The organism is Streptomyces sp. NPDC055749, assembly GCF_053617235.1.
On sequence record NZ_JBSHFH010000010.1, the window covers coordinates 104,132 to 119,586 of the forward strand.

The following is a 15,455-nucleotide window of genomic DNA, read 5'->3' on the forward strand; positions in this document are numbered from 1 at the left end:
CGTCGACTGTATGCAATGTACCGCGAGAGCGGCGCAGCGGCTCCCGCACTCCCCTACGAAGGGACAGGACATCGCCATGCCCGATGACAGCCACGACAGCCAGGAACTCGTCTCCGGTGGGCACTTGGTCGCCAAGGCGCTCAAGGCCGAGGGGGTGGAGCGCATCTACACCCTCTGCGGCGGCCACATCATCGACATCTACGACGGCTGTGTCGACGAGGGCATCGAGGTCGTCGACGTACGCCACGAGCAGGTCGCCGCCCATGCCGCCGACGGCTACGCGCGCATCACCGGGAAGCCGGGATGTGCCGTCGTCACCGCGGGTCCGGGTACGACGGACGCGGTGACCGGGGTCGCCAACGCCTTCCGCGCCGAGTCACCGATGCTGCTGATCGGTGGTCAGGGAGCGCACACCCAGCACAAGATGGGCTCGCTCCAGGACCTGCCGCACGTCGACATGATGACGCCCATCACCAAGTTCGCGGCCACGGTGCCGGACACCGCCCGTGCGGCGGACATGGTGTCGATGGCGTTCCGGGAGTGCTTCCACGGCGCACCGGGGCCCTCGTTCCTGGAGATCCCCCGCGACGTACTCGACGCCAAGGTGCCGGTGAGCAAGGCGCGCGTACCGGAGGCCGGGCAGTACCGGGCGTCGACGCGCCAGGCGGGTGACCCGGCCGATATCGAGAAGCTGGCCGATCTCCTCGTACACGCGGAGAAGCCGGCCATTCTGCTGGGCAGTCAGGTGTGGACGACGCGGGCCACGGATTCCGCCGTCGAGCTCGTACGGACGCTGAATCTGCCCGCGTACATGAACGGAGCGGGACGCGGGACACTGCCGCCCGGCGACCCGCACCACTTCCAGCTCTCACGGCGCTACGCGTTCTCCAACGCCGATCTGATCGTGATCGTGGGTACGCCGTTCGACTTCCGGATGGGGTACGGGAAGCGGCTCTCGCCGGCCGCCACCGTCGTACAGATCGATCTCGACTACCGCACCGTCGGCAAGAACCGGGACGTCGACCTCGGCATCGTGGGTGATGCCTCGCTGATCCTCAAGGCCGCCGCGGAAGCGGCGAGCGGGCGGATCAACGGCGGTTCGGTGAAGCGGAAGGCGTGGCTCGACGAGCTGCGGGCCGCCGAGCAGACGGCGATCGAGAAGCGTCTGCCGCACCTGAAGTCGGATGCCTCGCCGATCCATCCGTACCGGCTGGTCAGCGAGATCAACGACTTCCTCACCGAGGACTCGATCTACATCGGGGACGGCGGCGACATCGTCACCTTCTCCGGGCAGGTCGTGCAGCCGCGTACGCCCGGCCACTGGATGGACCCGGGGCCGCTCGGGACGCTCGGTGTCGGGGTGCCGTTCGTGCTGGCCGCAAAGCAGGCCAGGCCCGACAAGGAGGTTGTGGCGCTCTTCGGGGACGGCGCGTTCTCCCTGACCGGCTGGGACTTCGAGACGCTGGTCCGCTACAACCTCCCCTTCGTCGGGATCGTGGGCAACAACTCCTCGATGAACCAGATCCGTTACGGCCAGAAGGCCAAGTACGGCGACGAGCGCGAGCGGGTCGGCAACACCCTGGGCGATGTCCACTACGACAAGTTCGCCCAGATGCTGGGGGGTTACGGCGAGGAGGTCCGCGACCCCGCCGACATCGCGCCCGCGTTGCAGCGGGCCCGCGAGTCGGGGCTGCCGTCGCTGATCAACGTCTGGGTCGACCCCGACGTGTACGCCCCCGGAACGATGAACCAGACCATGTACAAGTAGCAGAGGAGCCGTTGGCATGACCAAAGCTCTTGAGGGCGTGCGCGTCCTCGACATGACGCATGTGCAGTCCGGTCCCTCCGCCACCCAGCTGCTCGCCTGGCTCGGCGCGGACGTGGTGAAGCTGGAGGCGCCGAGCGGGGACATCACCCGCAAGCAGTTGCGCGACCTCCCCGACGTCGACTCCCTCTACTTCACGATGCTCAACTGCAACAAGCGGAGCATCACTCTGAACACGAAGAGCGAGCGCGGGAAGGAGATCCTGACCGAGCTCATCCGCCGCAGCGATGTGATGGTGGAGAACTTCGGGCCCGGCGCCGTCGACCGCATGGGCTTCACCTGGGAACGCATCCAGGAGATCAACCCGCGGATCATCTACGCCTCCATCAAGGGCTTCGGCGAAGGCCCGTACACCAACTTCAAGGCGTACGAGGTCGTCGCGCAGGCCATGGGCGGCTCGATGTCCACCACCGGCTTCGAGGACGGGCCGCCGCTCGCCACCGGCGCGCAGATCGGCGACTCGGGCACCGGTGTCCACGCCGTGGCCGGCATTCTCGCCGCGCTGTTCCAGCGCGAGAACACCGGGCGCGGACAGCGGGTGAACGTCGCGATGCAGCACGCCGTGCTGAATCTGTGCCGGGTCAAGCTCCGCGACCAGCAGCGCCTCGCTCACGGGCCGCTCCCCGAGTACCCGAACGCCCAGAACACCGAGGGCGCCGAAGAGGTGCCGCGCAGCGGGAACGCGAGCGGTGGCGGGCAGCCGGGGTGGGCGGTCAAGTGCGCGCCGGGCGGTCCCAACGACTACGTGTACGTCATCGTGCAGCCGGTCGGCTGGAAGCCGCTGTCCGCCCTCATCGGGCGGCCGGAGCTGGCGGAGGACAGCGAATGGGCGACGCCGGAATCGCGGCTGCCCAAGCTCGGCAAGATGTTCCAGCTGATCGAGGAGTGGTCGGCCACCCTCCCCAAGTGGGAGGTGCTGGAGCAGCTCAACGCGCACAACATTCCGTGCGGCCCGATCCTCTCCACCAAGGAGATCGTCGAGGACGAGTCCCTCGTCGCCAACGAGATGGTCGTGCGGGTCGACCATCCGCAGCGCGGCACGTTCACCACGGTCGGGAGTCCGCTGAAGCTCTCCGACTCCCCCGTCGACGTCGTGTCCTCACCGCTGCTCGGTGAGCACAACGCGGAGGTGTACGTGGGTGAACTCGGCCTCAACGACGAGGAACTGCGGCTGCTGAAGACGAACGGAGTCATCTGAGCATGGCCGGATCAGTGGAACCACAGGAGCGCGAACGCGTACGGGCGCTGCTCGAAGCCGTCCGGGCCGAGGGGCGCAGTGCGCTCACCGCCCCGGAGGGAAAGATCGTCGCCGACGCGTACGGGATCGCCGTACCGGGTGAGGAGCTGGCCCGGGACGTCGACGAGGCCGTGGCGTACGCGGACCGGCTCGGCGGGCCCGTCGTGCTGAAGATCGTCTCCCCTGACATCCTGCACAAGACGGATGCGGGCGGCGTCGTGGTCGGCGTCTCGGGGCCGGCGGAGGTGCGGGCCGCGTTCTGCCGGATCGTCGAGAACGCGAAGGCGTACGCGCCGGACGCGCGGATCGACGGCGTGCAGGTGCAGCAACTGGTGCCGCCCGGGCAGGAGGTGATCATCGGCGCGGTCACCGACCCGACGTTCGGGAAGGTGGTGGCGTTCGGTCTCGGCGGTGTCCTGGTGGAGGTGCTGAAGGACATCACGTTCCGGCTGGCGCCCGTCACCGCCGACGAGGCGCAGTCGATGCTCGACTCGATCGGCGCCGCGGAGATCCTGCGCGGGGTGCGCGGGGCGCCGGCGGTGGACCGCTGGGCCCTGGCGGAACAGATCAGGCGGGTCTCCCAACTGGTCACGGACTTCCCGGAGATCGCCGAGGTCGACCTCAATCCGGTGATCGCCGCGCCGGACGGTGCCATCGCCGCGGACATCCGCATCATCCTGGCCACCGAGGAGGTGAAGGTCAGGCGGACGTACACCCGCGAGGAGATCCTCGTATCGATGCGCAGGCTGATGGAGCCGCGTTCGGTGGCCGTCATCGGCGCCTCCAACGAGCAGGGCAAGATCGGCAATTCGGTGATGCGCAACCTCGCGGACGGAGGTTTCGCGGGCGAGATCCATCCGGTGAACCCCCGGGCCGATGACATTCTGGGCCGCAAGGCGTACAAGAGTGTCACCGACGTTCCCGGTGAGGTGGATGTGGCGGTCTTCGCGATCCCCGCCAAGTTCGTGGCAGCGGCGCTTGAGGAGGTGGGGCGCAAGGGGATTCCCAACGCCGTACTGATCCCCTCGGGCTTCGCCGAGACCGGCGAGCAGGAACTCCAGGACGAGATCGTGGCGATCGGCGAGCGGTACGGCGTACGCATCCTGGGGCCGAACATCTACGGCTACTACTCCACCTGGCAGGACCTCTGCGCCACGTTCTGCACGCCGTACGACGTCAAGGGCGGGGTGGCGCTGACCTCCCAGTCCGGTGGCATCGGCATGGCGATCCTCGGTTTCGCCCGTTCCACGAAGACCGGTGTGTCGGCGATCGTGGGGCTCGGCAACAAGTCGGACATCGACGAGGACGACCTGCTGACCTGGTTCGGTGAGGACCCGAACACCAAGTGCATCGCGATGCACTTGGAGGACCTCAAGGACGGCCGCGCCTTCGTGGCCGCGGCGCGGGCGACCGTACCGAAGAAGCCGATCGTGGTGCTGAAGGCCGGGCGCACCAGTGCGGGCGCGAAGGCGGCCGGTTCGCACACGGGCGCGCTGGCCGGTGACGACGCGGTGTACGACGACATCCTGCGGCAGGCGGGGGTGATCAGGGCGCCGGGGCTGAACGACATGCTGGAGTACGCGCGGGCGCTGCCGGTCCTGCCGACTCCGAAGGGCGACAACGTCGTCATCATCACGGGGGCGGGCGGTTCGGGCGTGCTCCTCTCGGACGCGATCGTGGACAACGGTCTGTCGCTGATGGAGATCCCGCCGGACCTGGACACGGCGTTCAAGGCGTTCATCCCGCCGTTCGGCGCGGCGGGCAATCCGATCGACATCACGGGCGGTGAGCCGCCGTCCACGTACGAGGCGACGATCCGGCTGGGGATGGAGGACCCGCGCATCCACGCGCTGGTGCTGGGTTACTGGCACACGATCGTCACTCCCCCGATGGTCTTCGCGGAGCTGACGGCACGGGTGGTGGCGGAGTTCCGGGAGCGCGGGATCGAGAAGCCGGTGGTGGCTTCGCTGGCGGGTGACACGGAGGTCGAGGAGGCCTGCGCGTACCTGTACGAGCGGGGCGTCGTCGCCTACCCGTACACGACCGAGCAGCCGGTCGCCGTCCTCGGTGCGAAGTATCGCTGGGCACGGGCCGCGGGGCTGCTGTGACGGCCGGGGGTCCGGGGGTTGCCCCCGGGATGACCACAGCTCGCTGGGCGCGGGCCGCGGGGCTGCTGGGCGGTGATCGATGACCTCGTGACCACGGCTCGAACCACGGGGTCTGCGGCGTACCGCTCCGCCGCGGACCCCGGCGCGAAGTGAGAACGGGCAGGGGGCGCTGGCCAGACTTCTTCCACGCAAGGGGTTCGATCGACATGGCGACTACAGACATCTCGACATCCGCCACCTACAGGGAGGTGACGGACGCCAACGGGCGCATGTACCGCATCGGCGAGACCGATATGGACATCATGGGCCGCAAGCGCAAGTGGATGGTCATCCTGCCGTGGATCGGCATGATGGGCATCAGCTCGGCCGAGTACGCGTTCGCGTCGGCCGAGGACACCCTGCACATTGCACACAGCTGGAGCAGCGGGCACATCTTCTGGATGCTCGGTGTCTGGGTGTTCTTCCAGGCGGCGGTTGCCTTCCCCGCCGGCAAGCTCAGAGAGACCGGCAGGCTGCCCGCCCGCTGGGCGATGATGTTCGGCGCACTCGGCACCCTCCTCGGCTATCTGTCGCTCGCGTTCGCGCCGCATGTGGTCGTGGCGTACATCGGGTTCGGCATGTTCAGCGGTATGGGCGCCGGCATGGTCTACGCGACCTGCGTGAACATGGTCGGCAAGTGGTATCCGGAACGCAAGGGAGGCAAGACCGGCTTCGTCAACGGCGGTTTCGCCTACGGTTCCGTGCCCTTCGTCTTCCTCTTCACCGGCTTCATGGATCTGACGAACTTCCGCTGGGTGCTCGTGGCGGTCGGTCTGTTCCTGGCCGCGACGGTGGCCGTGGCCGGTCACTTCTTCAAGGACCCGCCGAAGAACTGGTGGCCCGCCGAGATCGACCCGCTGAGGCCGCCGGACGACCCGCGGGCCCGTCGCGCACTGGCGATGAACCCGCCCGCCGTCAAGCAGTACACCCCGGCCGAGGCCTGGCGGACCGGACGGGTCGCACTGATGTGGTTCTGTCTGCTGTGCACCTCGGGCGTGAACATCTTCGGCATCGCGTTCCAGGTCGACATCGGCAAGGAGGCCGGATTCGCCGGTGGCATCGTCGCGACGGCGATGTCGCTGAAGGCCATCGTGAACGGCACGGGCCGCGGCGTGATCGGCTGGCTCTCCGACCGGTACGGACGCAAGAGGTGCCTGATCTTCGTCTGTGTCGTCCTGGGCCTTTCGCAGTACGGAATCCTGTGGTCGGCGAACATCGAGAACCTGCCGCTGTTCCTGGTCTTCTCCTCGATCTCCGGATTCGGCGGCGGCGCGATCTTCCCGATGTTCGCGGCGATGACCGCCGACTACTTCGGCGAGAACAACAACGCGTCCAACTACGGCCTTGTCTACAGCTCCAAGCTGGTGTCAGGTCTGCTCGGAGCAGGCATGGGCAAGGTCGTGGTGGACAACTGGGGCCACGGCGGGGCGTTCACCCTGGCGGGCTCGATCTCCCTGTTCGCCGCGTTCATCGCACTGTTCCTCACCGCACCGGGCCGGCCGAGGAAGGGAGTGAAACCCAACCCGATGCCCATCAGCCGGGAGACGGACTGAGGTGGGCACGTACTGACTTCGGCCCCGGGGTGCGTCGGCACCCCGGGGCCGCTCACGCCGTGTCCCGACGGCTACTCGCCGCACCTCTCACGCAGCGAGTGCAGGTGCGCGCTGGACTTGCGGGCGAACGCGAAGGACTCGGCCGGGTTGTCGTGCTCGGCCTGCCAGTGGTGGTACGTACGGCCGTGCGGGGTGCGCGCGGTGACCCGGCTGAGAAACGCCTTGTAGTCGATGTCGCCGTCACCGACGTCCGACATGCGGTAACCGTCGCGGGCCGTGTCGTCCCGGATGCCGTCCTTGACATGGAAGAGCGGGAAACGGTCGGGCTGCCTGAGTACGTAGTCCACCGGATCGAACGGCGCCGGTGTGCCGTCCGCCTTCTTGCCGAAGCGGAACTGGGCGGCGTAGGCCCAGTAGATGTCCATCTCCAGATACACCAGGTCCGGATCGGTCTCGGCGAGCAGGACGTCGTAGAGACGTACGCCCGGCTGGTCGGTCGCGAAGGAGAACTCCTCCGCGTGGTTGTGCTGGTAGAACTTCATCCCGCGCTCGCGGGCCGCGGCGCCGTAGGTGTTGAACTCCTCGGCCGCACGCTTCCAGCCGTCGACGGTCGAGCCGTAGCGGAACGGGCCCGAGGCCGTGCCGATGTGCTTGAGACCGAGGGCCTGTGCGTCGTCCAGGACCTTGGTGAGGTTCTGGGCGAAGGTGTAGGCGCCGGGGTTGTTGTTGTCGTAATAGCCGACGTGGCTGCCGATGGGGTTCAGCCCGTGGTCCTTGGCCAGCCGCTTCAGCTGGGCGAGGGTGATGGCGCCCGCCGAGCCCTGGGAGTATCCGGCGAACTCGATCTCGTCGTAACCGTACTTCTCCAGTTCCGCGAAGACGGGCGCGAAGCCGAGCGTGGAGACCTTGTCGCGGAGGCTGTAGAGCTGGATTCCGAGGCGGCCGGGGGGCAGGACGGCACGGCCCCTCCCACCGGCCTCGGCGGTCGCGGTGCCGAGGAGCGTGGCTGCGGTGGCTCCTGCGACGACGCCCAGGACATTGCGGCGGCTGAGTCTGCGCGCGAGTTCGGCGTCCTTCGGGGTGCGGCTCATGATCACGTAACTCCCTTGATGAGTGAGCGGGGGTGCTCAGTGCAGTCCGGCGAGCCGGAGCAGCAGGGACTTCACTTCGGTGGCCTGGACGCGGCCGGTGAACGCGTGGGGGGTGGAACAGAGGATGAGCGGACCTTCTTCGTCGCTCGTGGGAAGGCGGCCGTGGCTGCCGCGGATGGGCGAGGGGTCGAGGGGGACGACGGCCATGCGGTAGCGCATGCCGAGCTTCTTGCGGGCGACGGCGGTGACGGCCTTGACCCGGACGTAGGGGTCCTGGGGGTCCATGAAGAGCTCGACGGGGTCGTAGCCCGGCTTCCGGTGGATCTCGACCAGCTGCGCGAAGTCGGGGGCGCGGTCGTCGTCGAGCCAGTAGTAGTACGTGAACCAGGCGTCCGGCTCCGCGACCGCGACGAGCTCCCCGGAGCGGGGGTGGTCGAGGTGGTGGGCCTTCTTGCCCTCGTCGTCGAGGAGCTGCTCGATGCCGGGCAGGTCCGCGAGCGCCTCGCGGGTCGCTTCGAGGTCCTCGGGACGGCGTACGTAGATGTGCGCGATCTGGTGGTCGGCGACGGCGAAGGCCCGTGAGGCCATGGGGTCGAGGTACTCCATGCCGTCCTGCGTGTGGACCTCCAGCAGACCTGCCCGGCGCAGGGCGCGGTTGATGTCCACGGGCCGGTCGACACGGGTGATCCCGTACTCGGAGAGCGCCACGACCGTGCGCCCCTGGAGGCGGGCGTCTTCGAGGAGCGGCGCGACCGCCCGGTCGAGTTCGGTCGCCGCCCGGTGGGAGCGCGGGTCGTCGGGGCCGTAGCGCTGGAGGTCGTAGTCGAGGTGGGGCAGGTAGCACAGGGCCAGATCGGGGGCGCGCGTGGCGAGGATGTGCCTCGTCGCGTCGATGATCCACTGCGAGGAGACGAGGTCGGCGCCGGGCCCCCAGAAGTGGAAGAGGGGGAAGGTGCCGAGCTTCTCGGTGAGCTCGTCGTGCAGGGCGGGCGGCCGGGTGTAGCAGTCGGGTTCCTTGCGGCCGTCGGCGTAGTACACGGGGCGCGGGGTGACCGTGAAGTCGGTGTCGGCGCCCATGGCGTACCACCAGCAGATGTTGGCGACGGTGTAGCCGGGGTGGGCGCGGCGGGCGGCGTCCCACAATTTGTCGCCGGCGACGAGCCCGTTGTGCTGGCGCCACAGGAGGACGTCGCCCAGCTCGCGGAAGTACCAGCCGTTGGCGACGATCCCGTGCTCGGCGGGGGTCGTGCCGGTGAGGAAGGTCGACTGGGCGGCGCAGGTGACGGCGGGGAGCACGGTGGAGAGGGGTGCCTGGGCGCCGCTGCCGGCCATGGCCTTGAGGTTCGGCATGTGGTCGAGGAGCTGGGGGGTGAGGCCGACGACGTCGAGGACGAGGAGGGGGGTGGGTCCTGCGCCGGTTGCCGTTTCGGGTGCGGTCATGGGAGCTCCTTGAGGCCGAGGTCGACCAGGAGGTCGCGGGCGAGGGTGAGTTCGGCGGCGATGCCGTCGGCGAGCTGGGTGCGGGTACGGGGGCGCAGCTCGGCCGGCAGCGCCTGCCAGGTGTACGTCTCGACCTCCAGGTGCCGGGTCAGCGGCCGTGGACCTCCGACGAGCCGGGTCAGTGTGGACCGGAGCACCGGAAGGGTGGAGGCCAGTGGAGGCGCGGGGGGTGCGTGCAGTGGTACGTGGAAGTGGGACCGCCACGGGGTGCTGTCGGGGAGGGTTCCGCCGGCCAGCGCCTCGTCGAGGTCGTCGGTGCCCCGCAGTCCCGCGGCGGTGTTCATCCGCGTCTGGTGCAGGAAGCGGGGTTCGGCGAAGGCGGCGAGGGCTGCGCGCACTTCGGGCAGGTGGGGGTGTTCGGCGTGCAGTGCGGCGGAGAGCTGGGCCTTCGCGACGAAGACCCCGGCTCCGGCGAGTGCGTCGAGGGCCGTGTCCGGGTCCTCGAAGGAGGTGGCGAGGTGGCACGTGTCGATACAGATGCCGATGCGGTCGTGGCCGATCGCGCTGAGGGGCCCGATGGCCTCGGCGGTGGTCTCCACCGTGCAGCCCGGTTCGGGTTCGAGACCGATACGGATGGATTTGCCGGTCAGCTCGGCGAGGGCGTCGAGGCGTTGCGCGAGGGTGGTGAGCGCGGCCTGCGCGGTGCGGGCCGCCTCGGGGTCGCCGGCGTACGGGGTGCGCCAGGCGATCGGCAGGGTGGAGATGGTGCCTTCGGTGACATCGTCGGGGAGCAGGGCGGCGAGCAGCCGGGCGAGGTCCGTGGTGTGGGCGAGGCGCTCGGGGTCGGTCCAGTCGGGCCGGTAGACGCGGTACTTGACCTCTTCGGCGCCGAATCCCTCGTACGGGAATCCGTTGAGCGTGACGACTTCGAGGCCGCGGTGCTCCAGCTCGGCGCGCAGGGAGCGCAGCGCGGCGGGGTCGTTGATCAGGGCGCGGGCCGCGTCCTTGGCGAGCCACAGGCCGATGCCCAGACGGTCGCGGCCGAGGCGTCTGCGCACGGGCTCGCAGTGGTCGCGCAGCTGTGCCCGTACACCGTCGAGGGTTTCGGCGGGGTGCACGTTGGTGCAGTACGAGAGGTGGACGGTGGACCCGTCGGGGTGGCGGAAGCGCATCGCTTCACTCCCCGCCGCGCAGGATGGAGTTCCCCTCGTGCAGTGGGTCGGGGGCGGCGATGTCGAGCTGGAGCCGGCCGCTCTGACCGTAGAAGGCGACGGGGTTGCGCCAGAGGACCTTGTCGACGTCGTCCTCGGTGAATCCGGCCTTCAGCATCGCGTCGCCGACCTTGCGGGTCTTCAGCGGGTCGCTCTGCCCCCAGTCGGCGGCCGAGTTGACGAGGATCTTCTCGGTGCCGTAGTTCCGCAGGATCGCGACCATGCGGTCCTCGTCCATCTTGGTGTCCGGGTAGATGGAGAAACCGGCCCAGCAGCCACTGTCAGTGGCGTCCTTTACGGTCGTCTCATTGAGGTGATCGAGCAGCACCCACTCCGGGGGGAGATGTGATTCGCGGATGACGTCGATGGTGCGGTGCAGACCCGTGAGCTTGTCGCGGTGCGGGGTGTGGACGAGGGCGGGCAGGCCGTGGTCCGCGGCGAGCTGGAGCTGCGTGGCCAGGGCGATGTCCTCGGCCGGGGTCATGGAGTCGTAGCCGATCTCACCGACGGCGACGACGGAGTCCTTGACGAGGTAGCGGGGCAGGGCGTCCAGGACGGGGAAACAGCGGGGGTCGTTCGCCTCCTTGGGGTTGAGGGCGAGCGTGCAGTGGTGGGCTATGCCGTACTGGGACGCGCGGAAGGGCTCCCAGCCGAGCAGGGCGTCGAAGTAGTCGAAGAAGCTGGCGGGCGAGGTGCGGGGCTGACCGAGCCAGAAGGAGGGTTCGACGAGGGCGCGGACTCCCGCGTCGTACATCGCCCGGTAGTCGTCCGTGGTGCGGGAGGTCATGTGGATGTGGGGGTCGAAGATGCGCATCAGGACTCCTCCGAGGGGACCGTGGGGGCGGGAGCGGTGAAGCTGAGCACGTGCGCGAGACCGGCGGGTACGTCACGCCCGGCCGCGGTGCGTTCGGCGGCGAAGTCGCCGAGCATGCGGGCGAGTTCCGCGTCCCCTCGTGAGCGGCGGGCCAGTGCGTCGACGCAGTCCACGGGGACACCGGTGAACAGACACTTGAGGACGGCGTGGCGCCACTGGTGCGCGTCGAGGTGCGCGGCGGCGTACGGGCCGACGGCGGCTGCGACGAGCCGGGTGTCGTTGGTGCGCAGGGCGTCCTCGACCAGGGGCAGGGCGGCGGAGCCGATATCCAGCCTGTGCAGGGTGCGGAGCACGGCGCGCCGTTCGGCCGCGGTGCCCTGTTCGTAGAGCCTGGTCAGGGCGGGCAGCCCGGCCCGGGCTTCGAGGAGCAGCAGGGCGCGTACGGAGTCGGCGTGGTCGAGCCCGCAGTAGCGGCCGGCGGCGGCGTACCGCAGTTCCCAGGGTGGCACGGCGAAGGCTGTGCCGGTGTCTGCGTGTTCGGCTGCGTGCTCGGCTGCGTGCTGGACCGCGTGCTCGGCTTCGGCGAGGGCTTCGTCGAGCCAGGCGCGTGCGGCTCCGCCGAGCTGTACGTCGAGTTCCTTGCGGGTCAGCAGCGGGGTCATCGGCATGGCGTTGCTCCCTTCGACGGATTCAGCGGGTTTCAGCGGCTCGACGGACTGTGCTTGCGCAGGAACTCGATGGAGGTGCGGGCGAGTTCGGGACCGGCGTGCGAATGGCGGGGCAGTTCGACGACGGTGAGGCCCTGGTAGTCCGCTTCGGCGAGTGCTTCGAGAACGGGCGGGAAGTCGATCTCGCCGTCGCCGAAGGGGAGGTGCTCGTGGACCCCGCGGCGCATGTCCTCGATCTGGACGTGGCGCAGCCAGGGCGCGGCGTCCTTGACGCAGTCGACGGGCGAGGCGGGTTCCAGGCACTGGCAGTGGCCGATGTCGAGAGTGAGGCCGAGTGGTTCCGGGTCTCCCAGGAGGGTGCGGAGGTGGTGGAAGTCGGCGAGCGTGGCGAGGAGATGGCCGGGCTCGGGCTCGATGGCGAGCGGGATGCCGGTGCGGGTGGCGGCTTCGAGGACGGGGGCGAGCGCGTCGCCCAGTCGTTGCCAGGCGGTGTCCGGGGTGGTGCCCGGCGGGGTGATGCCGCTGAAGCAGTGCACGGCGTGCGCACCGAGATCGGCGGCGACGTCGAGGGCCTTCACGAGCAGTCCGGTACGGGTTGCTCGGGCCTCGGGGTCCGGGTCGAGCAGGGACGGGCCGTGCTTGCGGCGCGGGTCGAGGACATAGCGGGCGCCGGTCTCGACGGTCACGCCGAGCCCCAGCTCGGAGAGGCGGTTCGCGACGTGGCGGGTGCAGGCGGCGAGGTCGGGGGCGAGGGGATCGAGGTGCATGTGGTCGAGGGTGAGTCCGACGCCGTCGTAACCGAGGTCGGCGAGGAGACCGAGGGCGTCGTCGAGCCGGAGGTCGGTGAGCCCGTTGGTGCCGTAGCCGAAGTGGAACGTCATGTGGGGCTCACCTTCCGTGCGAGCTTGCGCGCCAGGGGGACGAGCCCCATGAGGACCAGCCCGCTGACGGGCGCGCCTGCGCGGGTGGCGAGGGCGGCCTGGAGCGGGATCATGGCGCGGATCCCGCCGCCGACGGCGCGTTGCGTGAGCGGTGGGGAGGGGTTGAGCGCGGCGTGCAGTTGGGGGCGCGCGGCGGTACGGAGGTAGGCGCCGGCGAAGGCGGTGAGGAGGAGGCGGGCGGGGGCGCCCGCCGTCCGGCGGAGGTATTCCCCTGACCCGCCCCTTCCTGAAGCCGGGGGCAGGCCCCCGGACCCCCGTTTCTCGCTCGCGACGGCGGCACCGAGCGCGACCGTCGCCGCTAGCGCGGCGAGCGGCGCGACGGTGGAGCCGCCCTGCGCCTCGTGCCGGGAGACGGCGGTGACGGCGTAGGTATGGGCGCCCAGCAGCAGGGCCGCGGGGAGCGCGGCGCGGAGGGCGGGGGCGGCGGCCCGGGTTCCGGTGCCCGTGCCGCGACCCGGGCCGGAACCGGCATGGGTACGGGTGCTAGTGCTGGGCCTGGTGCTGGCGCCAAGGCTCCTGCCGGTGCCAGCTCCGCGTTCCGTGCCGGGAGGGGCATGGGTGCTGGTGCTGGTGCTGGTGCTGGTGCTGGTGCCAAGGCTCCTGCCGGTGCCGGGTGCGAAGTCAATGGCGGTGGGCCCGTGGGCCGAGTACAGGTGCGCTCGCCCGCCCGGGCGGCGCGGTGCTGCCGGTGCCGCGGCCGACGCCGCCAGCGTCGCAGTCGCCGTCGCCGCCGCGCCCAGGAGTATGTCCAGCGAGCGGGCCGCGGCCATCGCTGCCGGGCCTGCCTGCGTGTGCTTCAGGTACAGGTCGTAGGACCACACCGTGGCCGCGAGAGCCGAGGCCACCGCGAACGGGCGGCGGCCTGCCCGCGATGCCAGTGTCAGGCCCGCCGCCGTCAGCGCGCCCGCCGCTGCCAGCGCCGCGCCGGGGGTGATCCGGCCCGAGGGAATCGGGCGGTGGGGGCGGTCGACGGCATCCTCTTCGCGGTCCGCCCAGTCGTTGAGCGCCATCCCCGCCTCGTACAGGCAGAGCGAGGCGCCCACGGCCAGGGCGGTGCCGCGGTTGGGCCGGCGGCCCATCGCGGCTGCTCCGGCCAGGGCGTCGCCGGGGACGGTGAAAAGGGCTGACACCCGCAGCAGTTCCGCCCACGCGCCCGCCCGTTCGCGGAGCGCGACCGGGCCCGTCGTAGTGGGAGGCCTGTCCGGTGCGGGCGCAGTCCCGCCCGCACCGGACAGGCCGTCTGTGGGCACAGCGGTGCCGGGCGCGGAACCGGACCGCCCGGCGCGGGCGCCACGCACGGCGCCGGCCGCCGTCAGTGCCAGCAGCAGTCCGGCCACGCCGCCCCAGCGGCGGAGCCTCACCGTTCACCCCGCTCGCGCAGCAGCTCGCCGAAGGCCAGCAGGGCCGCGTACTGCTCGGACAGCGCGGCAGGACCGCCGTCCGGGTCCTTGAAGTAGAAGCCCAGCTCGGGGCGCGGGCCCGTGAGGCCGGTCTCGTGGGCGCGGGCCAGCAGCCGGGCCAGGTCCAGGACCAGCGGGGCGGCCAGCGCCGAGTCGCAGCCCTGCCAGATCGTCTGGAGGATCATGCGCGAGCCGAGGAAGCCGTCGAAGGCGATGTGGTCCCACGCCGTCTTCCAGTCCCCCATCGCCGGGACGTCGTCGATGTGCACCTCGCCCTCGGGGGCGGTGCCCAGCGTGTCGGCCAGTACGCGTTCCTTGCCCGCGTTCTTGGCCGCTGCCGCCGCCGGGTCGGCCAGCGCCGCTCCGTCCCCGCCGCCCAGGAGGTTGGTGCCCGACCATGCCCGTACCGGCAGGGCGCGTTGCACGAACATCGGGGCGAGCACGGAACGGAGCAGCGTCTGACCTGTTTTGCCGTCGCGCCCCGCGTGGGGAAGTCCGCAGGTGGCGGCGGCGTACTGGAGGGCCGGGCTGCGCAGGCCCGTGGAGGGGGTGAAGTTGACGTACGGGCAGCCGGCGCGGAGGGCCGCCGCCGCGTAGAGGGAGCTGGCGGGCAGGCGTGCCTCGCCCTCCTGGGGAAGCGGCTCCGTGGACGCCACGTTGATCACGACCGTGCGGGCCAGCTCGTGGCGGCGGGCGAAGTCGGTGAGGTCCGCGGCGAACGCGCTGATGAGCTCCTCGTCGGTGCGCGTGTCACCGGGCAGGGGCCCACCGGTCCGTATCTCCGCGTCGGCGGCGGTGAGTTCGGAGCGTACCGCCGACGGCAGACCGTAGGGCAGGACCTCCCCCGCCGCGAGCGCCTCGGCCCGCTTCGGCAGGGGGCAGTCGATGGTGTCGTGGCCGCCGAAGACCAGGGAGTTCAGCGGTGGCAGCCCGCTGTCGGCGAAGGGTGGCGTCTCGGTGACCATGCCGGTCGCCGGGTGGAGCCCGGCCGCGATGGCGGCGCACCCCGCGGTGGCGGTGGTGGCGACGGAGCCGCGTGCTCCGATGAACCAGACTCCGGTACGGACGGCTTGTGCGGTCACGGGCTGCCTCCCTGGCTGGGGCTCCTGACGGGGTGGAGCGGGGTGA

The 15,455-nt window shown here is 70.4% G+C and carries 12 protein-coding genes; 4 read left to right on the forward strand and 8 right to left on the reverse strand.

The window, feature by feature from the left end:
- The first annotated feature begins 76 nt into the window (after positions 1-76).
- The 4 genes from ACWGO0_RS10345 (at position 77) to ACWGO0_RS10360 (ending at position 6,762) form a co-directional block, all read left to right on the forward strand.
- Positions 77-1,768 carry a thiamine pyrophosphate-binding protein gene (locus ACWGO0_RS10345; RefSeq protein WP_453530970.1) on the forward strand — a complete coding sequence of 564 codons (1,692 nt, stop codon included), beginning with the start codon at positions 77-79 and terminating at the stop codon, positions 1,766-1,768.
- Positions 1,769-1,784: 16 nt separating this feature from the next.
- Positions 1,785-3,023 (forward strand): formyl-CoA transferase, encoded by a 1,239-nt coding sequence (gene frc / locus ACWGO0_RS10350; RefSeq protein WP_453530973.1) that lies wholly within the window; start codon positions 1,785-1,787, stop codon positions 3,021-3,023.
- Between the two features lie 2 nt (positions 3,024-3,025).
- Positions 3,026-5,170: an acetate--CoA ligase family protein gene (locus ACWGO0_RS10355; RefSeq protein WP_453530976.1), complete on the forward strand. Its 2,145-nt coding sequence runs from the start codon at positions 3,026-3,028 to the stop codon at positions 5,168-5,170.
- A 206-nt stretch (positions 5,171-5,376) separates the two neighbouring features.
- A complete protein-coding gene (locus tag ACWGO0_RS10360) occupies positions 5,377-6,762 on the forward strand; it encodes an OFA family MFS transporter (protein WP_453530979.1) in 1,386 nt (461 codons plus the stop codon).
- A 71-nt stretch (positions 6,763-6,833) separates the two neighbouring features.
- Here ACWGO0_RS10360 and ACWGO0_RS10365 read toward each other — a convergent pair whose 3' ends face one another.
- The 8 genes from ACWGO0_RS10365 to ACWGO0_RS10400 are packed head-to-tail and all read right to left on the reverse strand — an operon-like array spanning position 6,834 to position 15,409.
- On the reverse strand, positions 6,834-7,853 hold the full coding sequence (locus ACWGO0_RS10365) for a TIM barrel protein (RefSeq protein ID WP_453530982.1): 1,020 nt from the start codon (positions 7,851-7,853) through the stop codon (positions 6,834-6,836).
- A gap of 36 nt (positions 7,854-7,889) precedes the next feature.
- Positions 7,890-9,293 carry an alkaline phosphatase family protein gene (locus tag ACWGO0_RS10370; protein ID WP_453530984.1) on the reverse strand — a complete coding sequence of 468 codons (1,404 nt, stop codon included), beginning with the start codon at positions 9,291-9,293 and terminating at the stop codon, positions 7,890-7,892.
- The gene (gene eboE / locus ACWGO0_RS10375; RefSeq protein WP_453530987.1) at positions 9,290-10,465 is read right to left on the reverse strand and encodes a metabolite traffic protein EboE; all 1,176 of its coding nucleotides are present in this window, start codon (positions 10,463-10,465) and stop codon (positions 9,290-9,292) included. Before eboE ends, ACWGO0_RS10370 begins: the two co-directional genes overlap by 4 nt.
- Positions 10,466-10,469: 4 nt before the next feature.
- Positions 10,470-11,318, reverse strand: coding sequence for a TatD family hydrolase (locus ACWGO0_RS10380; protein ID WP_453530989.1), 849 nt, complete (start codon positions 11,316-11,318; stop codon positions 10,470-10,472).
- On the reverse strand, positions 11,318-11,986 hold the full coding sequence (locus tag ACWGO0_RS10385) for an EboA domain-containing protein (RefSeq protein WP_453530992.1): 669 nt from the start codon (positions 11,984-11,986) through the stop codon (positions 11,318-11,320). The genes ACWGO0_RS10380 and ACWGO0_RS10385 overlap by 1 nt, the downstream gene beginning before the upstream one ends.
- Positions 11,987-12,018: 32 nt before the next feature.
- Entirely contained in the window at positions 12,019-12,867 is an 849-nt protein-coding gene (locus ACWGO0_RS10390) for a sugar phosphate isomerase/epimerase family protein (protein ID WP_453530995.1), read from the reverse strand.
- Complete coding sequence (locus tag ACWGO0_RS10395) at positions 12,864-14,288, reverse strand: UbiA family prenyltransferase (RefSeq protein WP_453530998.1); 1,425 nt, start codon at positions 14,286-14,288, stop codon at positions 12,864-12,866. The genes ACWGO0_RS10390 and ACWGO0_RS10395 overlap by 4 nt, the downstream gene beginning before the upstream one ends.
- Positions 14,285-15,409 (reverse strand): inositol-3-phosphate synthase, encoded by a 1,125-nt coding sequence (locus ACWGO0_RS10400; protein ID WP_453531001.1) that lies wholly within the window; start codon positions 15,407-15,409, stop codon positions 14,285-14,287. Before ACWGO0_RS10400 ends, ACWGO0_RS10395 begins: the two co-directional genes overlap by 4 nt.
- Between the last annotated feature and the right edge of the window lie 46 nt (positions 15,410-15,455).